General features: G+C 62.6%; 17 protein-coding genes and 1 pseudogene. 9 read left to right on the top strand and 9 right to left on the bottom strand.

Annotation, left to right across the window (positions count from 1 at the left end; translation table 11 throughout):
• Window positions 1-76: 76 nt before the first annotated feature.
• Genes D0Z70_RS06050 through rutB form a run of 6 tightly spaced genes read right to left on the bottom strand, consistent with a single transcriptional unit; the run spans window position 77 to window position 6,377 of the window.
• Window positions 77-1,165 carry a PepSY-associated TM helix domain-containing protein gene (locus D0Z70_RS06050; RefSeq protein WP_119744552.1) on the bottom strand — a complete coding sequence of 363 codons (1,089 nt, stop codon included), beginning with the start codon at window positions 1,163-1,165 and terminating at the stop codon, window positions 77-79.
• On the bottom strand, window positions 1,162-3,348 hold the full coding sequence (locus D0Z70_RS06055) for a TonB-dependent receptor (RefSeq protein WP_420820371.1): 2,187 nt from the start codon (window positions 3,346-3,348) through the stop codon (window positions 1,162-1,164). Before D0Z70_RS06055 ends, D0Z70_RS06050 begins: the two co-directional genes overlap by 4 nt.
• 60 nt (window positions 3,349-3,408) lie before the next feature.
• On the bottom strand, window positions 3,409-4,479 hold the full coding sequence (gene rutA / locus D0Z70_RS06060) for a pyrimidine utilization protein A (RefSeq protein WP_119744554.1): 1,071 nt from the start codon (window positions 4,477-4,479) through the stop codon (window positions 3,409-3,411).
• Between the two features lie 5 nt (window positions 4,480-4,484).
• Complete coding sequence (gene rutD, locus D0Z70_RS06065; protein ID WP_119744555.1) at window positions 4,485-5,267, bottom strand: pyrimidine utilization protein D; 783 nt, start codon at window positions 5,265-5,267, stop codon at window positions 4,485-4,487.
• Window positions 5,260-5,643, bottom strand: a complete 384-nt coding sequence (gene rutC / locus D0Z70_RS06070; protein WP_119744556.1) for a pyrimidine utilization protein C — start codon at window positions 5,641-5,643, stop codon at window positions 5,260-5,262. The genes rutD and rutC overlap by 8 nt, the downstream gene beginning before the upstream one ends.
• Entirely contained in the window at window positions 5,643-6,377 is a 735-nt protein-coding gene (rutB, locus tag D0Z70_RS06075) for a pyrimidine utilization protein B (RefSeq protein WP_119744661.1), read from the bottom strand. Before rutB ends, rutC begins: the two co-directional genes overlap by 1 nt.
• A gap of 145 nt (window positions 6,378-6,522) precedes the next feature.
• Here rutB and D0Z70_RS06080 point away from each other — a divergent pair, with 145 nt between their 5' ends.
• Window positions 6,523-6,999 (top strand): TonB-dependent receptor plug domain-containing protein, encoded by a 477-nt coding sequence (locus D0Z70_RS06080; RefSeq protein WP_239018827.1) that lies wholly within the window; start codon window positions 6,523-6,525, stop codon window positions 6,997-6,999.
• Window positions 7,000-7,222: 223 nt separating this feature from the next.
• Window positions 7,223-9,263 (top strand): annotated as a pseudogene (locus D0Z70_RS06085) (TonB-dependent siderophore receptor).
• Here the strand turns inward: D0Z70_RS06085 and D0Z70_RS06090 are convergent.
• Window positions 9,251-10,315 (bottom strand): LacI family DNA-binding transcriptional regulator, encoded by a 1,065-nt coding sequence (locus D0Z70_RS06090; RefSeq protein ID WP_119744558.1) that lies wholly within the window; start codon window positions 10,313-10,315, stop codon window positions 9,251-9,253. The pseudogene D0Z70_RS06085 and the gene D0Z70_RS06090 overlap by 13 nt on opposite strands.
• Window positions 10,316-10,570: 255 nt before the next feature.
• Here D0Z70_RS06090 and D0Z70_RS06095 point away from each other — a divergent pair, with 255 nt between their 5' ends.
• The 7 genes from D0Z70_RS06095 (at window position 10,571) to D0Z70_RS06125 (ending at window position 22,734) form a co-directional block, all read left to right on the top strand.
• A complete protein-coding gene (locus D0Z70_RS06095) occupies window positions 10,571-12,946 on the top strand; it encodes a TonB-dependent receptor (RefSeq protein WP_119744662.1) in 2,376 nt (791 codons plus the stop codon).
• Window positions 12,947-13,083: 137 nt separating this feature from the next.
• A complete protein-coding gene (locus D0Z70_RS06100) occupies window positions 13,084-14,718 on the top strand; it encodes a glycoside hydrolase family 3 protein (protein ID WP_239018828.1) in 1,635 nt (544 codons plus the stop codon).
• A 2-nt stretch (window positions 14,719-14,720) separates the two neighbouring features.
• Window positions 14,721-16,643: a glycoside hydrolase family 3 protein gene (locus D0Z70_RS06105; protein WP_119744560.1), complete on the top strand. Its 1,923-nt coding sequence runs from the start codon at window positions 14,721-14,723 to the stop codon at window positions 16,641-16,643.
• A 4-nt stretch (window positions 16,644-16,647) separates the two neighbouring features.
• Complete coding sequence (locus tag D0Z70_RS06110; RefSeq protein ID WP_119744561.1) at window positions 16,648-17,580, top strand: formylglycine-generating enzyme family protein; 933 nt, start codon at window positions 16,648-16,650, stop codon at window positions 17,578-17,580.
• Window positions 17,577-19,217: a sulfatase family protein gene (locus tag D0Z70_RS06115; RefSeq protein ID WP_119744562.1), complete on the top strand. Its 1,641-nt coding sequence runs from the start codon at window positions 17,577-17,579 to the stop codon at window positions 19,215-19,217. Before D0Z70_RS06110 ends, D0Z70_RS06115 begins: the two co-directional genes overlap by 4 nt.
• Before the next feature lie 24 nt (window positions 19,218-19,241).
• Window positions 19,242-20,498 carry an MFS transporter gene (locus D0Z70_RS06120; RefSeq protein ID WP_119744563.1) on the top strand — a complete coding sequence of 419 codons (1,257 nt, stop codon included), beginning with the start codon at window positions 19,242-19,244 and terminating at the stop codon, window positions 20,496-20,498.
• A 211-nt stretch (window positions 20,499-20,709) separates the two neighbouring features.
• Entirely contained in the window at window positions 20,710-22,734 is a 2,025-nt protein-coding gene (locus tag D0Z70_RS06125) for a M3 family metallopeptidase (RefSeq protein ID WP_119744564.1), read from the top strand.
• A gap of 2 nt (window positions 22,735-22,736) precedes the next feature.
• Here D0Z70_RS06125 and D0Z70_RS06130 read toward each other — a convergent pair whose 3' ends face one another.
• Both D0Z70_RS06130 and D0Z70_RS06135 read right to left on the bottom strand, forming a co-directional pair.
• Window positions 22,737-23,585 (bottom strand): shikimate dehydrogenase, encoded by an 849-nt coding sequence (locus tag D0Z70_RS06130; protein ID WP_119744565.1) that lies wholly within the window; start codon window positions 23,583-23,585, stop codon window positions 22,737-22,739.
• A 76-nt stretch (window positions 23,586-23,661) separates the two neighbouring features.
• The gene (locus tag D0Z70_RS06135; protein ID WP_119744663.1) at window positions 23,662-26,601 is read right to left on the bottom strand and encodes a TonB-dependent receptor domain-containing protein; all 2,940 of its coding nucleotides are present in this window, start codon (window positions 26,599-26,601) and stop codon (window positions 23,662-23,664) included.
• Window positions 26,602-26,627: the final 26 nt, after the last annotated feature.

Consider the following 26,627-nt stretch of genomic DNA (forward strand, 5'->3'; position numbering starts at 1 on the left):
CGTCCCATCACATGCAATATGTCAGACAAGTATCTAGAACTGTGACGACACCGGCGCAAGCGCGGGCTGCATCGGATCAGCAGCCGACTGCCGGTTTCGCCGCCATCGCCGGGACGCGCCGACGGCGGCCGGAAAACCAGAAGGACCAGAGCGTCAGGCTGCCCAGCAGCGCCAGCGCCAGGCCTGCGAAGGTCATGACCAGGCGATAGGGCAGCCCGCCCACCTTGGCCGCGTGCAGCGGGTAGAGCATATTGTAGATCTTCACCCGGTTGGGCAAATGCGCAGCGTCCCGTGCGCCGACCAGTCGGCCGCTATCCGCCGCAAACCACAAAGTCGTGCGACCATTGGGCAGCCATTCCTCCGGCTTCTTCATGCGCAAGGTGATGAGGCCGCTCTTGCCCCTAGGGAGCGACAGGCTGCGGATATCGGCGTCGGGGAAGCGGGTTCGCGCGGTCATGATCATGCCGCGCCAGTCGAGCGTCGGTGCGACGGCGACGGCGGCGAATGTGGGGGCTTTCAGGCTGGCGTCGATCTGTGCGGGTGCGGACAAGCCCAGGATCACGGCGGCGACGGGGCGGAATATCAATATGGCCCCCGTCAGCAGCGACAAAAACAGCAAAGGTGCCGCAACGACGCCCAGATCGCGGTGGTGGCGCACGATGGCCGGGCGGCTGATCCGCTTGGGCAGCAGGCGGAACGCAAAACTCTTGCGCGTCCGGGTCCACAGAATGACGCCGGAAATGACGAAGAACAGCCCCAGCAGCGCAGCGATGCCGATGATCGTCTCGCCCGTGTCGCCTGCGAACAGATGATGATGCAGGTCGAACAGCCATAATTCCGGGCGCTGCCACTGGCTGTCCCAGCGCGCGACCCACTCGCCCGTCTGGCTGATATAGGCACCCGAACCATCGGCATAGCGCAGCCGGTCAAGGCCGAAATCGGGGCTGGCGAAGCTGATCATGTCTGGCCGGGTCGCGGGATTGCCCATGACCTGATCGACCAGCGTTGCGATGGCGACACTGTGCTGCACCTGGGGATCGGCGGCGTGGGGCAGCAGCACCCAGGCGTCCTTATGCACCAGCAGTGCGCCGGTCAGGCCCAGCACCGCCAGGACCAGCCCGATCAGCCCGCCGATCCAGCGGTGCAGAAGGTCAAGCAGCTTCAAAAACTATAGTCCCAGCTGAGCGTGAAGCTGCGTCCCCGCCCGGCGAAATAGGCCAGCTTGTCGGTCGGCAGCCGGGTGTCGCTGCTATAGTCGATATAAAATGTGTCGAACAGATTCTGGACGCTCAGCCGAACGCCGCCAAGGCCCGTCTGGTAGCGGATGCTAGCATCGGTGACTGTATAGCCACCGAAATTGTTGCGCTGGTCGGGTTGCGGACGGCCAGCATCGGCGTGGAAGCTGCGCGAGAGATAATATTGTGTCTGGAGGATCGCCGAGACCGGGCCGTGATTATAGGTCGCCGACAGGTTGACCCGATCGGGCGAAATATTGACGCCGTCCAGATCGGTGTCCACGACATCGTCGGCGTTGGTATCGTAACGACCCTGGATATGGGCATAGCCGATGCCCAGCTTCAGCCCCTCGATCGGCATTTGCGCGCGCAGGTTGACCTCCAGCCCCTCAATCTCGATGCGCTGGCGCTGGACGTCGAAATTGCGCCCGGTGCCGGGCACCAGCAATTGCCCCTTGTCGCTGGACGACCAGAAATAGGTCGCTGACCCGTCAAACGGGCCGCGTTTGACTTCTATCCCGACCTCCCGGTTGTTCGACACGATCGGTTCGATGGCCAGATAGTTGTCGATATCGACGCCGGTCTGGTTGATCGACCGGGTGATTCGTCCGACGTCCGGCGCGGTATAGCCTTCGGCATAGCTGGCATAGGCACGGATGCCCTGCCATGGCTCGATGATCAGGCCGCCGTTGATCAGAAGGTCGTCGAATTTCGGCTTGCCCCCTGCGACATCGACCCCGCCCCAATAGGGATTGACCGCCAATGTCCGGGTGGTCTGCGCAAGGGTGTGAAAATCGTCGATCTTGATCTGCACATTTTCCCAGCGCGCACCGCCCGCGACCCGCACCAGCCCATCGAACAGTTTGAGATTGGCCTGGGTGAAGGGCGCCAGGCTGCGAAACTCGGCGGGCGGCACCCAGACGCGGCCCGTGGCGATCAGCTGCTGCTGCGTCTTGTCCCACAGGGCGTCGAAACCCAGCGTCGCGGTCAGCGCCTCGAAACCCGGAACGGCGCGTTCATAGCTGATTTTCGCGCCGATCTTGCGCGAACGGTTTTGCGACTGGTCGAACAATGTGTTGACCGGTGCGATCGACGGGTCCTGAAAACTGGCGATCGGGGCCAGTTCACCGCCGAACGTGTCGCGCGACCGGTTGAAGAAGATCTGACTCACGAAATTGCCGCCGCCCAGCGCGCTGTCCGTGTAAGACAGGGCAATGCTTTCGGTACGATTGGCGGCGGGATCGCCCGGCGGTGTGCCGCGGACGGCACCGGTCGGCTGGCCGGTGAGGCGATTGCCCTCCACAGCAACGAAATCGCCCTCTCCCTTCAGCTCGAAACGGCTGGCGATCAGGTCGATGCGGCCGGTAGCCGATACGGCATAGCCCAGCCGGGCAAAGATATTGGTCGCCTGCGAATCCTGGGTTTCGCCCTGGGTCAGGTTCAGGCCGATGCGATCGCCCCGTCCGTCGTAATAGACGCCGCGCTTTTCATAGGTTGCGCCGATCGTCGCGTCGAAATCGCCGACCTTATATTGGAACAGGCCGCCCAGCTTTCCGCCGATGCCGTCCGAATGGACATCATTGTCGGCTGTCCCCTGGACCAGCACACGACCGCTCAGCCCTTCCACTTTCGGCGCGCCGACGGTCACCTGATTGACGATGCCGCCAGTGCCGCCAATGCCTTGCAGCGCGTTGGAGCCGAAGATGAGTTCGACCCGGTCGACAAAGAAGCCGTCGATGGTGAAGCCATCACGCGCGCCGTCGCGCAGCGGCGTCGATTGCGGGATGCCGTTAATCGCATAGAGCGGCGAACGACCCCGCAACGTCTCACCCGCGCCCGACAGCTTCTGGCGCGTGGGGGAGAAAGATGGCGTCAGCGTCGCCACGGCGTCCGTGACGGACCCAGAGATGGCGATCTGCTGGTCGAGCGCATCCTTGTCGATGACGTCGATGGTGAGCGGCAACGCATTGGCAGGCAGGATGCTGCGGGCGGCGGTCACGATGATCGGGCCGCCGGGTCCGGCATCGGCAGCCTCTTCCGGCGATTGTGCGAATGCATGTCCGCCAGCTATAAGCGTGGCACTCGATAGCAGGATGTGAATGGCTTTGCGCACGATAGCTCCCTTTTTAAGGGGCGATCGCTAGCGAAGCTTTCATACTAATGCAAGTCAGTCTCAGTAAGATATCCCAATGCGGCTTTTCATCAGCGGCTGGATGCGGGTGCCGAATGCCTCCACGCCTTCGAGGAAATCATCGAACGTCAGCAGCACACCGCCGGTGTTGGGCACCTGCGCCATTTCGTCCAACATGCGCGCCACGCTTTCGTAGCTGCCGACCAGCGTGCCCATGTTGATGTTCACTGCCCCTTCCGGCGCGGCCAGCTGGCGCACGTTGGTGTCGGTGTTGACCGTGTCCTTGGCCCCCTGATCGGCCAGCCAGGCGATGGCTTCCAGATCGACGCCATCATTATAGCTATGCCATTTGGCCATGGCTTCCTCGTCAGTTTCGGCGGCAATCACCATCACCAGCACGAAAACCGACACGTTGCGGCCCGTCTGCGCCGTGAACTTCGCCAACCGGTCGTTGTTGAAGGCAAAGGCGGTTGGCGTGTTGACGCCCTTGCCCAGGCAGAAGGCATAGTCCGCCCACTTCGCCGAGAAAGCGAGGCCCGCATCGGACGATCCCGCGCAGATGATCTTCATGTCCGCTTGCGGCTGGGGACGAACGAGGCAGTCATCCATCTGATAATATTGGCCCTTGAAGTCCGAGCGACCAGTCTCCCACAATTCGCGCAATATGCGGGCATATTCATCCAGCACGTCGTAGCGGTTGCGGAAATGCTCCTCCCCCGGCCAGAGGCCCATCTGGGTATATTCGGGCGGCTGCCAGCCCGTGATCAGATTAAGTCCGAAACGGCCGTGGCTGATGCTGTCGATGGTGTTGCACATACGCGCGGCAAAGGCTGGTGGGATGATGAGCGTCGGACAGGTGGCGAAGATCTTGATCTTCTCCGTCACCGCCGCAAGGCCCGCCATCAGCGTGAAGCTTTCAAGGCCATATTCCCAGAATTGCGTCTTGCCGCCAAAGCCGCGCAGCTTGATCATAGAAAGCAGAAAATCGAGTCCGTATTTCTCGGCGCGCTGGGCGATCTCCTTGTTGAGATCGAAGCTCGGTAGATATTGCGGGGCATTCTCACTGATCAGCCAGCCATTATTGTTGATGGGAACGAAAACGCCGACCTGCATGGACTTTAGCTCCTGAGAAATTCGAGAATGAGGCGATTGAACCTGTCCGGGTCGGTCACGTTGCAGGCGTGGCCGCCCCAATCGAACGTGGCGATTGTGGCGCCGTCCACCGGCGCGGCGAGATCGAGCGCTGTGGCGAACGGCACGAGGAAGTCGTCGCGGGTGGCAATGACGAGCAGATGTTCAAGCGCCGCCAGCCCTGCCGGATCGGGCGCATAGGCCTGCACGGCGGCGATGCGTTTGGTGGTGGTCTCGACGCCGGGGAAAGCCGCCAGATGGTGGTCGAGGTCGGCGGTCAGTTCGCGGTCATGGGCCGCGATCCAGTCGGGCGGATAGAGGAACAGCGGCTGCGCTTCGAGAAAGGCTCGCTCACCCGCGCCATGCAGTAATGCGAGGCGTGCGGCGAAACAGCGCCTTGTATGGGGCGAGAGCGAGCGCCAGCCATTGATGACGACCAGCCGGTCGATCCGTCCGGTATGGATGGCCGTCTCGATGCCGATCGCCCCGCCCACCGCATGGCCGATGATATGCGCGCGCTCGATACCGATGGCATCCATCAGCGCGATGACATCGTCTGCCATATCCTCGACCGATACGGTATCGGGCAGTGTCCGGTCACTGCGGCCAGTGCCGCGATGGTCATAGGCGATGACGCGGAAATGCTCCGCCAGCGCCGGGATATTTGGTGTCCAGTAACCCGCCAAGCCGCCAAGGCCGCTTGACAGGATCATCGGCGGCGCATCCGCGCGCCCGTGCGTTTCATAATAGAGGCCAGCGGCCTCAGCCAAGATGAGCGACCGAGGCGATCTCGACCAGGCAGTCGGGCTTTACCAGTTCGCATTTGATGCAATAGCGCGCTGGCTTGTCGCCCGGAAAATAGTCAGCATAGACCGCATTGAAAGCGGCATAATCGTTGAGATCCTTGAGGAAGATATGGTTCATGGCGATGTCCGCCATGGTGCCGCCCGCCGCCTCGACGGTGATCTTGATGACGTCCAGCACATGGCGCGTCTGCGCGGCGGCATCGCCCACATGCAGGACCGTGCCGCCCTCGCCCAGCGCCAGCACGCCCGACACATAGATCGTGTTGCCCGCCTTGGCTCCAGCCGAATAGGGCGCGATGGGCGTTGGGAATTGCGGTGGGTTGATCGGTTCGAAAGGCATCAAGGCTCCTTTGGTGGCAACTGCCCGACGGCTGTACAGAAATCGGCGACATTGCTGACCCAGCCAAAGAATTTTTCGACATTATAGAGGCTTGCCTGACGGATGAAGTCCGGTCCCAGATGATGCACGGCGTCCTCCAGCAGCACGCCGAAATATTCGAGATGGAAGCCGTCGCGCAGGGTCGATTCCACGCAGACATTGGTGGCAATGCCAGTGAAGATGAGCGCGCGGATGCCGCGCGCCCGCAGCACGGAATCGAGTTGCGAGTTGAAGAAGGCCGAATAGCGCGGCTTGTGAACGCGAAGGTCGCCCTCATGTACATTCAGGCGATCGACAAGTTCATAGTCCCAGCCGCCCCGCGCGAGAAACTGCCCGGCAAGCGCCGGCCGCGCGCGCATCGTCTTGAGCGCGTTAGACTTATGCCAGTTGGGAGACAGCGGCGTGCCTGCCTCTACATAGTTGGAATCCCAGCCATTTTGCAGGTACACCACCGGCATCCCCGCTGCGCGCGCCACATCGACGACTTGCGCGATCTTGGGAATGACACTGGCCGCCGGGCCGACATCGAACCCCGCCTCATCCACATAGCCGCCCTTGCTGGCATAGGCGTTTTGCATGTCGACAATGATGACCGCCGTGGTCGCCGCGTCAAGCCGGATCGCTTCGGGTCGCGCAGGCAGCACCACTGAGGGGCCGGAACGCGAGGGAGCGGGATCAATGATGGGTTCGTTCACCCTCGCAAGATTGAGCAGGCGCACGAGATCGTCAAGCAGTTCAACCTGATCGTCCGACACGGCAGTGATCTGATCAGCCGCCGCAGAGGAAGATGCAGGCGCGATCACGGTCACAGCCCGCCGCCGCGACGAAAGCGCACAGGATGTGCCAATCGCGCTCAGCGTCGTGGGCGCGGAACAACTCGCCGCCACAGGCAATTTCTCGCTCGGCCAGAGCCAGCAACTCGTGCCGAGCCTCCAGATTTTCAGCTATAATCCACGCAATACCAACATCAACATCCGTGGCCTTGGCAGCAATGTTTCGCTGACCAATGACGGGCTGGAAAATGGCGTCGGCGTCTATGTCGACAATGTCTATTATGGCCGCGTCGGCCAGTCGCAATTCGACCTGGTGGCCTTGCAGCAGATCGAAATCCTGCGCGGGCCGCAAGGGACATTGTTCGGCAAGAATACCACGGCGGGCGCGATCAACATCTCGACCCGCGGGCCCAGTTTCGAGACGGAATTTTCCGGCGAGGCGACACTGGGCGATTATGGTTATCACCAGTTGCGCGGGTCACTGTCGGGTTCGTTGATCGCAATGCCTCGCCCAGCCACATATCGATGCAGGCCGTCTGGTTGAACTGGTGCCGGAACACCCGTTTCTGGTCAGTGTTGCGCCTGCAGGCACAGGCGTTGACCAGTATGACAGCGGCAGTGCGGCACGCGGCGGGGCGCTATCTGGATAGCGAATGAGCGATCGAGGCACGAACCTCAATCATTGATGATTGTGTATTGCGATTAATTCCTAATAGCTATAATCGCTCCCCACGTTGAGAATCAATTGCAACAGGGGAATTCCATCAATGTCTGCCATCCGATCATTGGCGCTTTGCGGCGCCGCATTGCTGGCGCTCTCTGTCACAACTGCCTTTGCTGCGGATCAGGCACCTGATGCAGTTGACGCGCCGCGCGACGATAGCGAAGGCCAGATCATCGTTACTGCCGCCAATGCCGGGACAAAAACGGAAACGCCGCTGATCCAGCTGCCCCAGCCGATCAAGGTCATCACGTCCGACCNGTGTCGATGGTTTCAACGTGCGCGGCCTTGATGCGCTGCAGTTTCGCGACGGGATGCGTGACATATTCTCTTACTATGCCAGCATCACGTCCGACCCCTATAATTTCGACCGCGTCGAAATCGTGCGCGGCCCGGCGTCGGTGCTGTTCGGCCAGGGATCGATCGGCGGCCTTGTCAATCTGGTGTCCAAGACGCCGGGGTTTGAGACGCGGGGCGAAGCGAGCCTGGCCTATGGCAGCTTTGACCGCAAGGAAGCGCTGGCCGACGTCAACCTTGCCCTGGCCGACAATTTCGCCATCCGCGCGGTCGGCCGCGTCCGCGATGCCGACACCTATGTCGATCATGTCCCCGATGATCGCGTGATGTTCGCGCCGTCGATCCGGTGGCAGCCGACGCCCGACACCGACATTGTCCTGACCGGTCTGTATCAGGAGGATGACACCGGATCGACCTCCCAATTCCTGCCGATCGTCGGCACCTTCCGCCCGAATACGGCCTATCCCGCAGGCAAGCTTGATCCCTATACATTCGTCGGCAAGCCGGGCTGGGACCGCTATAATGGCCGGTCGCTTCAGGGCGGCGGCTCCATCACCCATAATTTCTCCGACCATGTTCGGCTCAGTGTTAAGGCGCGCTATATCGACAGCGACCTGGAGTATAAGACCCACTACGCCAACAGCTATTCCAGTCCCACCAATCCCTTTGCAGCCGACGGTCGCACCATCGGCCTTTATGCCGACGCCAGCGACGCGCGGATGAATGTCTTTTCGACCGACAATAATCTGCAGTTCAGCTTCAACACTGGCGCGAATATCGAACATAAACTGCTCGTCGGCCTGGATTATAGCTGGAACAAGGTTGGCAAGCGCGGTGTCTTAGGCGTCGAGACGATCGACCTTTACGATATCGATCGGGAAGCGCTCCAAACCTATGATCCGACCGGTCCCTTCACCTATGACTCGCAAAAGCAGCTGGGCGTCTATTTGCAGGACCAGATCCGCTTTTTCGATCGTGTCTCCGTCGTGCTGGGCGCACGGCGCGATCGGGTGACGGGATCGTCAGGACAGAAGGATAATGCCACCACCTTCCGCGCCGGTATCATCGGTGAGATTGGCGCAGGCATCTCACCCTTCTTCAGCTATACCGAAAGCTTCCTGCCGGTCGCTGGCCGGATCGAAAATCCCGATCCGCAAGCGCCGCCCGGCGCGCCCTACAAACCGCAGACCGGCACCCAATATGAAGCGGGCATCAAGTGGCAACCGGGCGTCAACACCCTAGTCACGGCCACGATCTTCAAGATCAATGAGCGGAACCGCGTCCTTTATCTGGCCGCTGGCGGCACGACCCAGTCGGGCATACTCGACACCAAGGGTTTCGAAATCGAGGCCAGCCACACCCTGCCCGGCCAATTCGAACTGCTCGCCAATTATGGCTACGCCAAGCTCAAATCCGAAAGCAACACCAGCCTCGACTATATGCCGCGCCATACCGCGTCGATCTGGTCGACCAAGACCTTCGGCCTGCCCGGCGAAGCGCAGTTGCGCCTGGGCGGCGGTGTCGTTTATAGCGGCAAGAGTAAATCCACTGGCCTGATCGATCCTTATGGCCTCAATCCAGCCATTCCCGTCGGCACACTCTACACCGTCACGACGCCTGCGCGCACCACGGTCGATGGTCTGGCGGAGATCAACTGGCAGAACTGGCGCTTCGCACTCAACGCCACCAATCTGCTGAACAACCGCTATTATGCCTCCTGCCTTGCCCGTGGCGACTGTTTCATGGGTGCACCCCGCAATGTCATGGGCACGGTCGGCTATCGTTTCTGATCGGCTTGCCCAAGCATTGCAGTAGATTCACGAACGACCAGACGGTGTTCGAGATAGTGTTCCGTCGGCGCGGCCATGCCTTCCTGATCTCCTCTGGCGAGCGAGACGGCGAGCATGGCCGCTTGCGCCGATATGTCCTTGCCCGGATGTTTGACTGTGGTCAGCGATGGCCAGATTTTGACCGCGATCGGCGTGTCGTCGAACCCTGCCACCGACAGGTCACCCGGCACATCCAGCCCGCGCCTGTGGGCGAGCGAGATGATCGCGGCGGCCATGTCGTCATTGCTGGCGAAGATGGCGGTAGGCCGGTCCGGCAGGTCCAGCAGCTGCGCGCCGACCGCGAGGCCCGACTCAAAGCTCATATCGCCGGTCACGATCAGGTCCGGCCGGATCGGCAGCCCTGCGTCGCGCAGCGCCGCCTGATAGCCTTCGCACCGGGTCCGGTGGATCATGTGACCAGCGCCGCCCCGAATGAAACCGATGCTACGATGTCCCAGCCCGATCAGATAGGCGGTCATGTCCCGCGCTGCGCCGAAATCGTCGATCCGCACCATATGGTCGCCCGGCAATATGTCGCCCGGTGACATCGCCACGACCGGCACGGGGAAGTCGCGCGTCAGACCATGGCGATTGGCGACCTCGCAATAGGGCGGGACGATCAAAATCGCGTGGGCGCCGCTTTCCACCAGCCCCTGCATTTGCTGCGCAATTTCTTTGGGATCGCCACTTTCCAGCGGCCGCAACAGCAATTGCGCGCCCAGCCGACTGGTCGCGTCCAGCGCGCCGACCAATATGGAGCTGAGGAAGGCATTTTCGATGTTGCGATAGAGCAAGCCGATCCGCGTCGCGCTGGCGCTGGCCAGCGCCCGCGCCGCCATGTTGGGGACATAGTTGAGTTCCCGCACCGCCGCCATCACCGTGTCCCGCGTCGCCTGGCGCACGCGCGGGCTGTTGTTGAGGACGTTGGACACGGTCATGGCCGACACGCCGGCGCGTTCCGCAACGGTCTGGATGGTGATAGCCTGGCTGGTACGACGCCCCAAACGGGCCATGGCTGGAAACTCCCTGAACGGACGCGAACGCGCTATGCGCTCGTTTAACGCTATATTCCTGATCTTTGTAAATGGATGACCAGCGCGCTGTTGCAAGAAATCCGCAATTTACGCAAAAAATGTAGCGCTAAAATAATCATATTGACTTGGGCGTGCGGCAGGGAGATTTAGCGCTACAACCAAGCGGGTAACCGCTGGTCGGAATCATAGTTGCAAGACCGCGCGTCGACACAGGCGCCGGACAGGGGAGGATATATGCGTTTTTCCAAAGCCATGACCATGCGCCACGCTGCAGTGTCGCTTTTCAGCCTGAGCGTCGCGATGATGCCTGCCGCCGCAATGGCGCAAGATACAGCGCCCCAGGAGCCGCTGGACGGCACCGACATCGTCGTCACCGCGCAGAAGCGGGCCGAGCGCCTGCAGGACGTGCCACTGGCCGTGACCGCAGTGAGCGCCGACACGCTCGCCAACCGCCAGATCAATGACAGCAGCTCGCTGGTGCAGGCCGTCCCGTCGCTGACCTTCCAGCAGGGTGCGACTCCCACCAACAGCAGTTTCCGCATTCGCGGTATCGGCACCGCGCTGTTTGGCCAGGGCGTTGAATCCTCCGTATCCACCGTCGTCGATGGCGTGGTCGCGGTGCGCCAGACCCAGGGCTTTACCGACCTGGCCGACATTGAGCGCGTCGAAGTGCTGCGCGGTCCGCAGGGCACATTGTTCGGCAAGAACGCAACCGCCGGCGTTATCAGCGTGACAACCGCCCGCCCCTCGCGCGAATTTGAAGGGCGCGGTGAATTCACGATCGCCGAACATGGCGAATATCGCGCCCGTGGCACCGTGTCCGGCCCGATCAGCGACACGCTGCGCGCCCGCCTCACCGGTTTCTACAATGACGTGCGCGGCGTTGCCCGCAACATCGCCACAAACAGCTGGGACAATGGCTCCAAAAGCTGGGGCGTGCGCGGCAAGCTGGAATGGGACGCGACTGAGAATCTGAACCTGCTGTTCACCGGCGAATATCGCAAGACCGAGGCGGATTGCTGCGCGTCGACCTGGATCGCGATCACCAACCCCAATCTCCAGGCGCTGGTCGGCCCGATCACCGCCACCCGCAACAATCGCACGCTCAATGACGAGACGGTCACCTATTCCAACAGCGACCAGCAGACCTATTCGTTGCAGGCCGACTGGGATCTGGGTGCTGCGACGGTCACGTCCATCTCCGCCTATCAATCCTACAATCTGGACGTGAACCAGCCGATCGAGCGGATCAACAGCAATGTCCCGCTGTTCGTGGGCGCCTCCGCTGCTTATGCTGACTGGAGCCAGAACCATGGCCAGCTTGACCTGAGCGCCTTCAGCCAGGAACTGCGCATCGCCAATAATGGCGGGGGCGACCTCAACTATGTCGCGGGCGTGTTTTACATGCATTCCGACATCAAGCGCCCGTTCGACCGCCGCCGCGCGCGCTGCACCGCCGGAACCTTTGGTCAGCCCTGTGCGCCGGCCAATACCATCTACCAGTCGTCGGCCAGCAATGTCCGGCTGAAGCAGGACAGCGTCGCCGTCTTTGGCCAGGTCGATTATCGTATCGTCGGCGGTCTGAAGGCGATTGGCGGGCTGCGCCTGCAATATGAAAAGGGCACCAATGGCGGCAGCCGCATTTCGCCGCTGGTGCCGGGCGACGCGGTGCTGCCGGGCAATGCGCCGGTCAGCGGATCGATCACGGCGAGCGATACCGCCGTGACCGGCAAGGCAGGCCTGCAATATGAATTCAGCCGCAACGCGCAGGTCTATGCCAGCTACACGCGCGGCTATAAGGGGCTGGGCTATGACATGGAAATCAGCACCGACCTGGCCAACCAGACCGTGCTGGAGCCGGAACATGTCAACGCCTATGAAATCGGCTTCAAGGGTCGCACCGCCGACGGCGTGCTGAGCTTCAACACGGCTTTGTTCCTGGCCGACTATAGCAATCTTCAGGTGCAGGCGAACCGGTCCGATCTTGCCGCGGGCGTGGTCCAGTTCGTGTCGACCAACGCAGGCAAGTCGCGCACCAAGGGTTTTGAAATCGAAGCGACCGTCCGTCCCGACGATCATTTCAGCCTGACCGGCGCGGTGACCTATTCGGATGCGCGGATCGACATTGACGGGCTTAACTGCCCGCAGCAGTTCAATGCGGCAGCCCCGGTCCTGTCGGGCAAACCGACCAACATCTGCTACCGCTCCGCCGCTGGTGTCACGCCGACGCAAAATCTGCGCGGTGCGGCCCAGCCGGTCAGCCCGAAGTGGAAGGTCACCCTCGCCCCGCGTTATGAGGCTGACATTCCCGGCACCGACTTTGCCGGTTTCGCGCAGGTCGGCGTCAATTTCCAGAGCGCGATGAACTTTTCGGTCGAGCAGGACCCGCTGCTGGAACAGCCCGCTTACACGCTGGTCGACGCCAGCATCGGCATCAAGCAGATTGACGGCCGTTACAGCCTGACCGTGTTCGTCAAAAATCTGTTCGATGAAAATTACCTGACCAGCATCGGCCACTCGTCGTTCCTGGGCGGCGCCACCGATCTGGTCGGCACCTTCAACAAGGATGCGGACCGCTATTTCGGCGCGACGCTCGGCGTGAAGTTCTGATCCTTGCGGCGCGGCGGTTCCGGTCGCCGCGTCCGCCACGACGACGCCTCCCCCGATTCGAAATGAGTCCCGTCATTCCTGTCCCATATTCTCAGCTTTCACCCAGCGCCGGTCCTCTCGCCCTCTCCCCGGAGGACATGGCCTGGGTGGAAAACACGCGCGATGCGATGAGCGTCGAGGCACAGATTGCGCAGCTGTTTGTCCTGTCGGCGCGCCATGACAGCATCGAGGAGAATGCGGAACTGCTCGCCCATGCGCCGGGCGGCCTCCATCGCTTCCCGACCCGTGATCTCGACACCGCCTGGGCCGCGACCCGCGATGCGCTGGAACGTGCGGAGATCCCCCTGATCCTGTCCGGCGATATTGAAGGGGGCACGATCAGCTATCCCTTTACCACCGCCATCCCCAACCAGATGGGCATCGCCGCTTGCGACGACCTGTCCCTTAGCGCCGATCTGGCCGCCATCGTCGGGCGCGAAAGCCGGGCGCTGGGCTATAACTGGTCCTTCACCCCCGTCGTCGACATCAACCGCGCCTTTCGCAACGCGGTGGTCGGGACCCGATCCTATGGGTCCGACCCCGACCGCATCCTGGCGCAAGCCCGCACCTATGTCCGCGCGTTGCAGGCGCAGGGCGTCGCAGCCTGTGCCAAGCACTGGCCCGGAGACGGGCTGGACGATCGCGACCAGCATCTCGTCACCAGCGTCAACGATATGAACATGGGCGAATGGCGTGCGACCTTTGGCCGCATCTTCGGCACATTGGTCGATGATGGCGTGATGACGATCATGTCAGCGCATATCGCGCTGCCCGCCTATATTCGCGAGAAACTGGCGCAAGCTGGCGCGCAGGCGTTCGAGCCAGCCTCCGTCTCCCGCTTGCTCAACCAGCAGTTGCTGCGCGAGGAACTGGGCTTTGCCGGCCTGATCGTGTCCGACGCCACTGTCATGGGCGGCCTGACCAGCTGGATGGCGCGCGCTGAGGCGGTGCCTGCGGTGATCGAAAATGGTTGCGATGTTTTCCTCTTCAGTCGCGATCCGGCGGAGGATATGCGCTTCATGCTGCAAGGGCTGCGTGAGAGCCGATTGTCGGAACAGCGGCTGCACGACGCGGTCACCCGCTTCCTGTCATTCAAGGCAAAGCTCGGCCTGCACCGCATGACGCTGGATGAGCGGATCGCCCCCCTGAGCCAAGTGCGCGATACGCTGCGCCGACCTGAACATCTGAACCGGGCAACGCGCGCTTGTGCGACCAGCATCACGCTGGTCAAGAATCGCGACGCCCTGCTGCCCATCACCCCTGACCGGCATAAGCGCATCGTCATCATCGCCGACGAAGGCTCCAGCTTTTTTTCCGGCGCGCCGGACCGCGACTTCACGCCGCTGCGCGCGGGCCTTGAAAGCCGGGGTTTCACCATCCGCGATTTCGACCCTGAAGCGATGCCGACGCCCGCCGATGCCGACCTCATCCTCTATCTGATCGGCCAGGAAGCAACGCCTTCGCTTGGCCATATCTTCCTCGATTTCGCCAAACTGCACGCCAGCCCGCGTAACGGCATGATCCAGTTCAACCGGGAAATCCCGACCCTGCTCGTCTCCTTCGGTCAACCCTATTATCTGTATGACGCGCCCAATTTCGCGACCTATATCAACGCCTATGCCTCGCTACCCGATGTCCAGACGGCATTGGTGGAGAGGCTGACCGGCGATGAGCCCTTCACCGGGGTCAGTCCGGTCGACGCCTTTTGCGGGAGGGAACAATTGACGTGGTAGGGGTGCACAGGATCGCAGCAGCAGCGTTTTTCGCGCTGACACTGGGCGGTGCGGCGTCGCCGCCCAAGGGCTGGCGCGACCTCAACCATAATGGTCGGCTCGATCGTTACGAGGACAGTCGCGCGCCGATCAACGCACGGGTCGAAAATCTGCTGGGGCAGATGACGCTGACGGAAAAAGCGGGGATGCTGTTGCACGGCACGCTGCCAACGCCCGGCTCGCCCATTGGCTTTGGGGGCAATATCTACGATGCCGACGCGACCGCCAAACTACTGAACGATCGCCATATCAGCAGCTTCATCACCCGGCTGGTTGTGTCGCCCGCAGAACTGGCGGCGCAGAACAACGTGGTGCAAAAGCTCGCGGAGGCAGGGCGGCTGGGCATCCCCGCCACGATCAGCACCGACCCACGCCATCATTTTCAGGCGACTTTGGGTGCCAGCACGACCGGCGACGGCTTTTCGCTGTGGCCCGATACGCTGGGTTTCGCGGCGCTGGGGGATGCGGGCACTGTCCGGCGTTTCGCCGACATTGCCCGGCAGGAATATCGCGCGGTCGGCATCCATATGGCGCTGTCGCCGCAGGCCGACCTTGCCACCGAACCACGCTGGCCGCGCTTTGCCGCCACCTTCGGGTCCGATCCGGCTGAGGTATCACGCCTTGCGGGCGCCTATGTCGAAGGGTTCCAACATGGCCGCAGCGGCGTGAAGCCCGATGGCGTTGCCACGGTGGTCAAACATTGGGTCGGCTATGGCGCGGAGCCGGAAGGGTTTGACGGCCATAACTATTATGGCCGCAACGCCACGCTGAGCGACTCATCCTTTGCCCAGCATATCCGCGCCTTTGACGACAGTCTGGCCGCGCGCAGTTCCGGGGTCATGCCCACCTATGTCATTGTCCATGGGCCGAAAATTGCAGGCCAGCCGATCGAGCCGGTCGCGGCGGGCTTCAACAAGCAAATGCTGACTGGTCTGTTGCGGGGACAGAAACAATATCGTGGCCTGATCGTCTCGGACTGGTCGATCACCCGCGATTGCCCGCAAGCCTGCATGGCGCCGGACGCGGCCAACCCGCAGACGCCAGCGTCGATCGGCACGCCCTGGGGCATGGAAACGGCCGACAAGACGACCCGCTTCGCCAAGGGGATAGAGGCAGGCATCGACCAGTTTGGCGGCGCGGACGATCCCGCGCCGATCCTGGACGCGGTGGCCAAGGGACTTGTCAGCGAAAAGCGGATCGACGAATCCGTGCGCCGCGTGCTGCGGCTGAAGTTCGAGCTGGGCCTATTCGACAATCCCTATGTGGATGAGGCCGCTGCCGCCCGGATCGTCGGGAGCCGCGAGGCGCAGGCCGAGGGCGACGCCGTCCAGCGTGCGAGCCAGGTGTTGTTGCGTAATGACAAGGCGACCCTGCCTGTCGCGCCGGGCAAGCGGATATGGCTCCATGGCGTCGATGCCGCGGCGGCGCGGGCGGCTGGCTTTGTCGTGGTCGATGATCCACAGCAGGCGGATTTTGCGCTGGTTCGCACCGCGACCCCGTTCGAAACGCTGCATCCCTATCATTTCTTTGGCGCGCGCCAGCATGAGGGCCGCCTCGATTTCCGCGCGGCAGACAAGGATGTGCAGGCAATCACCCGCGCATCTGCCCATGTCCCCACGATCGTCGCGGTGGAGATGGACCGCCCCGCCATCCTGACCGCGATCGAGCCGATGGCCCGCACCCTGATCGTCACCTTTGGTGCGAGCGATGCGGCGGTGCTGGATGTTGTAACAGGTCGTGCTACGGCACAGGGACGCCTGCCCTTCTCGCTGCCCCGCTCCATGGCCGATGTCGAAGCGCAAAGCCCCGACCTGCCGGACGACGGTCCGCCGCCTGCCTATCCACGCGGGGCGGGCATCCTGCTCAAGGCCGCCAGCCGTGACTAATGGCATGATCCATCTGCCCGGCGGCACCTTCCTGATGGGATCGGACCATTTCTATCCCGAAGAAGCGCCGGTGCGCCAAGTGCAGGTGGATGGGTTCTGGATCGACGAAACCCCCGTCACTAATCGCGACTTCGCCCGTTTCGTCGAAGCCACCGGTCACCGCACCCTGGCCGAGATTGCGCCCGACCCGAAGGACTATCCCGGCATGGACCCGGCGATGGCGCAGGCGGGATCATTGCTGTTCCAGCGCACGCGCGGCCCGGTGGACCTGGGCGATTTCAGCCAGTGGTGGCAGTTCAGTTTCGGCACCGACTGGCGGCACCCGCATGGACCCGACAGTGAGCTGAACATATTGGCGGATCATCCCGTCGTCCATGTCGCCTATGCCGATGCAGAGGCCTATGCCGCATGGGCGGGCAAGGCGCTGCCGACCGAGGCGGAATGGGAATATGCCGCGCGGAGCGGGCTGGATGGTGCGGACTATGCCTGGGGTGACGAGCTGACGCCGGGCGGTGTTTACCAGGCCAATTACTGGCAGGGGGCGTTCCCCTTCGCCAACACGATGGAGGATGGCTATGAGCGCACCTCGCCCGTCCGCACCTATCCCGCCAATGGCTATGGCCTGTTCGACATGATCGGCAATGTCTGGGAATGGACCACCGACTGGTTCGCCCGGCCCCGGATCGAGCGCAAGGCCAAGGGGAGTTGCTGCGTTCCCGCGAATCCGCGCGGCGGCACCAAGCGCGAAAGCCTGGACCCCGCCAATCCGGCCGTGCCGATCCCGCGCAAGGTGCTGAAGGGCGGATCGCATCTCTGTGCGCCCAATTATTGCCAGCGCTATCGCCCCGCCGCGCGCCATCCGCAGGCGGTGGACAGTTCGACCAGCCATATCGGTTTTCGCTGCATCATCCGGGACAAGAAGGGACCGCGCCCATGAACACTGCCCGCCGCGCGCTGAACGCCGCCATGATCGCCGCCTGCACGCTGCTGGGACCGGGCGCGCTGGCCAGGCCGGTGAATGCGCCGCCGAAGCCGACCAACATGATCTTCGTGCTGGTCGATGATCTGCGCTATGACGCGATGGGCTTCCTGACGCCGGGCCTCCAGACTCCCAATATCGACGCGCTGGCGAAAAATGGGGTCTATTTCCCCAATGCGGTGGTGACATCCTCGCTCTGCTCGCCCAGCCGCGCGACCATTCTGACCGGCCAGACCGCGCGCAACCATGGCGTGGTGGACAATAATAATAGTTCAGAGGAAGGGCTGACCTTCTTCCCAAAATATCTGCAGCAGGCGGGTTACCAGACCGGTTTCTTTGGCAAATGGCATATGGGGTTTGATACCGATGCCCCGCGCGAGGGCTTCGACAAATGGGTCAGCTTCAAGGGGCAAGGCACCTATTTCCCGACCGAACAGCTGTCGCCCGAACGGATCGCGGCGGGCGATCGCCAGATGCTCAATGTCGATGGCGCGCGTGTCAAACGCACCGGTTATATCACCGACGAACTGACCGATTACGCGATGAACTGGCTGGAGAAAGGGCGCGATCCGTCCAAGCCCTTCTTCCTGTATCTGAGCCACAAGGCCGTCCATAGCGACCCGCTGCCGCCGGACCGCTACAAGACGCAATATAGCAAGCTGGACATCAAGCTGCCCGCCAGCATGGCGAACACGCCCGAAAATAATGCGGGCAAGCCGCTATGGGTGCGCAACCAGCGCAACAGCTGGCACGGCGCGGACTTCCCCTATCATACCAACAACCCGATGACGGAGCAGGTGCGCGACTATTATCGCACCCTGTCCCCGGTGGATGAAAGCCTGGGCCGGATCATGGCCTATCTGAAGAAGAACCATCTCGATAAAAATACGATGGTCGTCTTTTATTCCGACAATGGCTTCCTGATCGGCGAACATGGGTTGATCGACAAGCGCAATGCCTATGAACCGTCGGTGCGCGTGCCGATGATCGTCTGGGCGCCCGGCATGGTGCCCAAGGGGGTGACCAACCCGGCGGTGGTGCGCAATCTCGACCTGGCGCCGACCTTCCTCGACATCGCCCATGTCGCCAAGCCCACCCAGATGGAGGGCAAGAGCTTCTTGGCCCTCGCGGAGGGCAAGATCGATGAAAAGACCTGGAATCCGGGCGATTTCGTCTATGAATATTATTGGGAATGGAGCTTCCCGCAGACCCCCACCACCTTCGCGATCGAGCGCGACCGGGTGAAATATATCCAATATCATGGCGTCTGGGATCTGGAGGAACTGTACGACCTCAAGAGCGATCCCGACGAGATGCACAATCTGATCGACGATCCCCAATGGCTGGATAGCAAGATCACCCTGCGCAAGGCGCTGTTCGAGCAGCTTGGCAATAATAAGGGCCAACATGTTGTTCCCTATACGCGCAAGACCAGTTCGGGTCTGGTGAACCGCAATATCGACGGACCGCACGCGGCCGACTTCCCCGCCGACTGGTATGTAAAGTCCAACCTGCCGACGAAGATGAACGACCTGTTCGCCGACAGCCCGGCCAAGGCGAAGGCTGATGCGGAAGGCAAAAGCTATCACCCCTGATCGCCCGTTTGAAAGGTCGCTTCGATGACCCCTTCGCCATCGCCGCAAGCGAGCCGTCCGCCGGTGTCGCTTGGCTTCGTTGCCGTCTATGTGCTGGCGCAGTTCGGCATATGGGTGGCGCTGCTGACGCCGGTGGTGCTGACGCTGGCGTTGCGGGTCGGGGACATTGCGAGCGAAGCGGAAAAGGGCCGCTGGCTGGGGATCATCCTGGCGATTGGCGGCTTCGTTGCGCTGGTTGCGACGCCCATTTGTGGCGCGCTGTCGGACCGGACGCGCAGTCGCTTCGGGCGGCGGCGGCCATGGCTGGTCGGCGGTCTGGTGGTTGCCGGTTCGGGCCTGCTGATCCTGGGCCTGGCGCCCAACCTGCTGTTGCTGGGGCTGGGCTGGGTCATTTGCCAGGCCGGGTTCAACGCGATGCAGGCGGGCTGTCTGCCGATCCTGCCCGACGTCATTCCCGTGCGCTGGCAGGGCCGCGTCGCCGGGATGCTGGGCATGACATCGACAATGGGGACGTTCGCGGGCAGTTGGATCACCCAATATACACAGGGGTCGTCGCTGCTGATGTTTCTGACCCCCTTTGCCATCACCGTGGCGGGTATCGGCGCGCTGTGCCTGATCCTGCCCGATCGTCCGGCGCAGGGGGATGATCTTCGCCGGCTTGGCCCTTTCGCCATGCTGCGCGCGATTGGTGCGCCGTTCCGCGACTGGGACTTTAGCTGGGCGTTCGGCAGCCGTTTCCTCATCATGATGGCCTGGTCGTTCCTGCTGACCTATCAGCTCTTCTTCCTGACCGATCAGTTGTCGCTGCCGCGTGGCGAGGCGACGCAAGTGATGGTAAAATCCATGGCGATCATCGCGACCGCGACCATCGCCATCTCGCTGGTTGGCGGCTTCATCACCGACTGGACCGGGCGTCGCAAACCGCTGGTGTTCCTGGCCGCGACGCTGGAGGCCGCCGGTTTCCTGACCATCGCGCTGGCGCCGTCCGTCCCGCAATTTCTGGTCGGCGTGGCGATGGCGGGGATCGGCAAGGGGCTGTATTTCGCCGTCGATCTTGCCCTGCTCGCCGCCATCCTGCCACGGCCGGAGGACAGCGCCAAGGATATGGGCGTGTTCCAGATCGCCAACAGCCTACCCCAATCGCTGGCCCCCGCCATCGCGCCGATCATCCTGGCGATCGGCAGCGCGCAGGGGGACGATTATGCCGTCCTCTACATCGTCGGCTGTGGTTTTGCCCTGTTGGGTGCGGTCACCATCTGCCCGGTGCGCCGGTCGCGATAGACTGGCGGCCTTGCGTTTCCCACTCGGCGAACAATAGCTCTTTCATGGTCCGGTCGATCTGGCGTTTGTGTGGAGGAACGCCGCAAAACTGCTGTGGGGCAAACTTTGGAACCTGGATGCCATGAACGAGACGCAAACGCTTCGTCCGTTGCACGACACGATCGCATGGATGCTGGCAGACAGATAATGTCAGGCTGTGTAAGGAAGCCGGATGACCGATAATAATCCCCTGCTCGATTCCGGCCTTCACCCGCGCTTTGGCGAGATCCGGCCCGACCATATCTTGCCCGCCGTCGAAACAGTGATTGCGCAGCATCGTGCGGCGATGCGGCGCTGTGCCGAGGCGCAGGGATATGACGCCATCTTTCTGGCGAAGGACCGTGCCGATGCGGCGCTATCGCGCGTGTGGCAGACCGTTTCTCATCTGGTCGGGGTCGCGAACACGCCGGAATTGCGCGCAGCGCATGGCGAGGTTCAGCCGATGATCGACAGCTATTTTGCCGAAGTCGGGCAGGATCGCGCGCTTTATGACGCTCTGGTCGCCATTCCGCGCGACGGGCTGGGTGAGGCGGAGGCGCGCGCGCTGGCGCTCACCTTGCAAGGGTTTGAGCTGTCTGGTGTAGGGCTGGATGATGAAGAGCGCGAAGCCTTTGCCGCCAACAGCGTGGCGCAGGGGCGGCTGGCGACCGAATTTGCCAATGCCGTGATGGACGCGACCGAAGCCTGGACGCTGCATGTCACCGACCCCGCAAGGCTGGCAGGTGTGCCGGAGAGCGACCGGGGCGCCATGGCCCGCGCGGCTGAGGCCAAGGGTCTGGACGGCTGGCTGATCGACCTTCATGCGCCGTCGGTGCGGGCGATTACCGGCTTTGCCGACGATCGCGATCTGCGGCGCACGGTTTATGAAGCCTATGGCACCCGCGCGTCGGATCAGGGACCCCATGCCGGGCAGTTCGACAATAGCGACCGGATCACGCAATTGCTGGCGTTGCGGCAGGAAGCGGCGGGGCTGTTGGGCTATGCCGATCCTGTCGCTTTGTCGCTGTCCACCAAAATGGCGCGCGATGGCGAGGAGGTCGATGCGTTTCTGGTCGATCTTGCCCGGCGGGCGCGCCCGCACGCCGAGCGGGAGCTGGCCGAGCTGGCCAAATTTGCGCAAGCGCAGCTGGGCATCGATACGCTGGAGCCATGGGATATCGCCTATGCGACCGAGCGGATGCGGCGCGCGGTCCATGCGCTGGACGAAGCCGAAATCCGCGCGCATCTGCCGCTGGCGCGGATATTGGACGGCCTGTTCGCGCTGGTGACCGAGCTTTACGGGGTGGACATTCGTCCCGCCGATGGCGCGCCAGTCTGGCATGAGGATGTGCGCTATTTTACCGTGCATGGCGCTGATGGCGCGCCGGTGGCTGCGCTCTATTGCGACCTGTTCGCCCGTGCGGGCAAGCGCGGGGGCGCATGGATGGATGTGTGCCGCCCACGCCTGCGTGAAGCCGACGCCGTGCAAATGCCGATCGCCTATCTGGTGTGCAATTTCGCCAGCGGCAGCGCGGGTCGTCCGGCGCATCTGACCCATCAGGAAATGGTGACGCTGTTCCATGAAATGGGCCATTGCCTCCACCATCTGCTGACGCAGGTCGATGTGCCATCGGTTGGCGGCATATCGGGCGTCGAATGGGATGCGGTGGAATTGCCCAGCCAGTTCATGGAAAATTTTGCCTGGGAACCCGCCATGTTGCGGCGCGTGTCCGCGCATGAGGAGAGCGGGCAGCCGCTGGATGAGGCGATGATCGGGCGGATGCTGGCGGCCCGGCGGTTCATGGGGGCGGTGGCGCTGCTGCGTCAGGTCGAATTTGCGCTGTTCGACCTGCGCCTGCATCAGTCGGCAGCACAGAAGGATGGTCCTTCGGTGCAGCAAATCGTCGCTGCCGTGCGGCAGGATGTGGCGGTGATCCATCCCCCGGCATGGCATCGCTTCTCCCACAGTTTCAGCCATATTTTCGCAGGCGGCTATGCGGCGGGCTATTACAGCTATTTGTGGGCCGAGCGCCTGTCCGCCGACGCATTCGAAGCCTTCGCCGAGGAAAAGGCGGATCGCGCGGCATTGGGCGGTCTGTTTCGGGACCATGTGCTGGCGCGGGGCGGATCGCGACCGGCGATCGACAATTTCGTCGCTTTCCGGGGGCGGCAGCCGGATTCCGCCGCGCTACTGCGCGCGCTGGGGCTGGCTGCCTGATCCTAGCGGGCTGATATGGCCTGGAAGCTGGCCCGCATCCGTGCGGGATCGGCCTTTCGACCGGTAAAATGCTCGAAGGCTCCGGCTGCCTGAAAGATCGTCATGCCGCTGCCGTCAAGAACGCGGCAACCGGCGGCGCGGGCTTCAGCGAGCAACTGGGTTTCGAGCGGAAAATAGACGATGTCGGTTACCCACAGGCGCGGTTCAAGACAGGCCTGTGGTACGGCGCTGCCGGGATAGCCGACCATGCCCAGCGGCGTCGCGTTGACGATGCCGTCGGCGCTGCCGATCGCCTGCGCGAGATCGTCGCCCACGATCGCCCGACCATTGCCATAAATGGCGTTGAGTGACGCGCAGAGCGTTTGCGCGCGATCCCTGTTGGGATCGAACAGCACCAGCTTGCCTGTACCCATGCCCATCAGGGCGTGCGCCGTCGCGGCCCCTGCCCCGCCGGACCCCATCTGCACGACCTGATCCAGGGCGGCGCCCGGCAGGCCGGTGCGCAGATTTTCCGCAAAGCCGAAAATATCGCTATTATATCCGTAGCGGCGGCCATTGCGGAAGGCGACGGTATTGACCGCGCCGATCTGTGCTGCCTGTTCCGACAGTTCGTCCAGATGGGCGATAACCGCCTGCTTATAGGGGTGGGTGACGTTGACACCGGCGAAACCGCACAGCTGCAACGCCGCCAGCATCCTGTCGAGGTCCGCCTCCCCCAGCCCATCGGCGGCGAAATCGAACAGGCGATAGATGAGGTTCACCCCCTGCGCTGCGGCTTCCTGTTCATGCAGCCAGGGCGAGAGCGACCGCCCGATATCGCGACCGATCAAACCTGTCAGAAAGGATGCCATATGATGAGCCAAGGCTGAAATATCCCGTGAAGAAAATCCGCTCCCCGCCGGATGGCGGAGAGCGGGAGGGGGAGAGTTAGAAGTTGAACTTCGCGCCGACATAGAAGGAGCGACCGACCATGTCGTAGGTGCCCGCATCAGTGCCGTTCTGCGAACTGGCGACGAAAGGAATAGCCTTGTCGAACAGGTTGGTGATGCCGCCGCGCAGCTGGAAATTCTCCGTAATGTCGACCGTGGAGAAGATGTCGAACAGATTATAGGGCTTGACCCCGACCTGTTCGGCCGCCGGTGTGGTGATGGCGCTGATGTCGCGCAGCTTGCCCTGATAACGCCAGCGCAGACCGACCCCGAACACGTCGGAGCTGTATCCCACCGTCGTAAGCGCTTTCCACTTGGGCAGCGGGCGGCCCGGCGTGCTGGTGCCGACGAAATCCTGCACAGCCGAACCCGGCAGGGTCTGGACCTTATAATGGTTGAGCCAGCCTATCGCCGAGGAGGCATAGATTTTGCCGGAACCGTCGCCCATGCCCGCATCGGCGAGCTTGAGCGACCAGTTGACCTGCACATCGACACCGTCGGTATCAAGTGCGCCCAGGTTCAGATAGGGTTGGGCGATGGCGACCAGCTGGCCGGTCGGATCGCGCTGGATCAGCTGGCAGAATTCATTGCTGTTGGAATAGCTGCTGTTCGACCCATCGAGATTATAGCATTTCGCCAGCACGGTCAGGCCGTTGATGGTCGAGATGACGTTGCGAATCTTGATGTTGTAATAGTCGACCGAGAAGGAGAAACCCGACAGCCAGGGCGACGAGAATTTGGGATTATAGACGAAGCCGACGTTGAAGGTATTGGCCTTTTCCGGGGTCAGGCCGCTATTGCCCTGAATATTGCCGCCGGTTGCGGTCGTGGCGAACTGATAGGCGTCGATCGCGGCCAGCGGGATGCCCTGGGCCAGGCAGAGATCCCGAACCTGCGCCCCATTGGCACCGGTGCGTGCGGTCGAGCGGGTGTCGCAGGGATCCCCGATCGCGACCGGCGGGGTGCCGATGGCGAGTTGCGACCCGGTAACCGGCGAGAACAGCTCACCGATATTGGGCGCGCGGACGGCGCGCTGATAGCTGCCGCGGATCAGCAGCGATTCCACCGGCTGCCAGCGTCCGTCAAATTCAAAGCTCTTGACGCTGCCGGTCGGGTTATAATCGGAATAGCGGAAGGCCGCGCCGACGCCCAGTTCGTGGAAGAAGGGGGTTTCCGACAGCAAGGGAATGTCGATCTGAGCGGCAAATTCCTTGACGCTGATCTGGCCACGGGCGGCAGCCGAACCGACGACGGCCTCGACATTGTTGGACACCAGATCCGCGCTGGGACTGAAGGCGTAAGTGTTCTTGCGATAGCCCGCCAGCAGCGCGAGCTGGACTGGCCCGGCAGGCAGGTTGAACAGCGGGCCGTTCACCTGGCCCTGCACCTGCGTCTGGGTCAGCCGTTCGGTGCTGTTGACCGTGCTGGTCATATAATCCTGGCACGCCTGCGACAGGTTGGTCGCGTTGGCGATACCGAAGGGGTTGAACCCGCCAGCGCAGATCGACGCGCCACCATCGGCCGCGTTGAGCAAGGTCTGGACCCGCGATTTCAGCACCGCGTTGAACATCGACTGATTGTGGACAGTCTCATCATAGGAGGCGAAAGCGTCGAACTTCCATGATCCGGCCAGCGTGCCTTTCAGGCCGCCCAGATATTGCTGGACGCGGTAATTTTCGTCCCACCCCTTGTCGGCGATGCCGACATAGCGCGCGCTCCAGCGGAAGGGCGCAGACGGATTGGTGCGCGAGGCCAGCAGCGTGCGCAGGTCGGACGGGATGAAGGGGTTGGTGACCGGGATCGTCGTGAAGGGTGCAAACTGGGTGAGGCTGCCGCCGCTTTCGGTCGTCACGGTGGAATCGACATAGAGGAACTGGCCATAGGCAGTCAGCGCTTCGGTGATGTCGAATTCGCCCTTGGCAAAGGCGGACTTGCGCTCGAAGGCGTTGAGGATCTGGAGCTGCGGTCCCACCGGCATACGGACATTGCCGCCGATCACGGCATAAGCGCCGGTCGTTGGCCCCTGATAGTTGATCGCCCCGGTCTGGGTAAACAGCGAGCCATTATTGTTGAAGCCAAGATTGAGCGTGCGGTTGATAGGGCTGGTGACGCCATATTGGGCGAACACGCCGGCCAGTGCCGCCTGGCTGGGCAGGTTGAGCGCGTCGGGAACGAACGCGCCGGTGCCGATGAAGGAGGACGGTACGCGGTCAGCGAAGAAGGGGCGCTGCGAACCGGACAGCGGATCGCGCTTGGCGTAGCTAAGCGCGAGCATCAACCGGCCACGATCGTCCGCAAATTTGGTGCCCAGCGCGAGCGAGGCGTTGAACTTGCCATAGTCGCCGCGGAACGAGTCGCCCTGCTGGATGTCGGCGCGGACGCCGTCAAAATAGCGGTCAGTCTTGAAATTCACGACGCCGGACATGGCGTCCGATCCATAGATGGCGGATGCGCCACCGGTGATGACATCGACCGAGCCGATGATCGATTCAGGCAGGATGTTGATATCGACATTGCCGTTAATGTCCGACAGCGGCAGGCGGCGACCGTCGAGCAGAACGAGATTGCGGTTCGACCCCAGCCCACGCAGGTTGAGCGTGGCGCGACCGCCCGCCCCCTGACCGCCAGTGCCGGCATTGCCCGACGGGGTGAAGCCGGGCAACTGGTTGAGCGAATCTTCCAGCGTGATCTGGCCGCTCTGCTGTACCAGCTCATCGGAGACGGTGACGATCGGGCTGACGGCGACATTATTGGGCCGCGCGATCAGCGATCCGGTGACGACGATATCGGCGGTGCTGGGCTGTTCCGGTTCGGCCGCGACCTGCGGTGGCGCGTCAGCGGCCGGTGCCTGGGCGATGGCGGGCGCTGCAAAGGCAGCCAATATCAAGGCCGTCGCCGACCCGCCGAGGCGCAGTCCCGTCATAAAAGAAATATTCATGCTCATCCTCCCTTATTATAACGAAC

The sequence above is a fragment of the Sphingobium terrigena genome (genome assembly GCF_003591655.1).
GTDB lineage: Bacteria > Pseudomonadota > Alphaproteobacteria > Sphingomonadales > Sphingomonadaceae > Sphingobium > Sphingobium terrigena.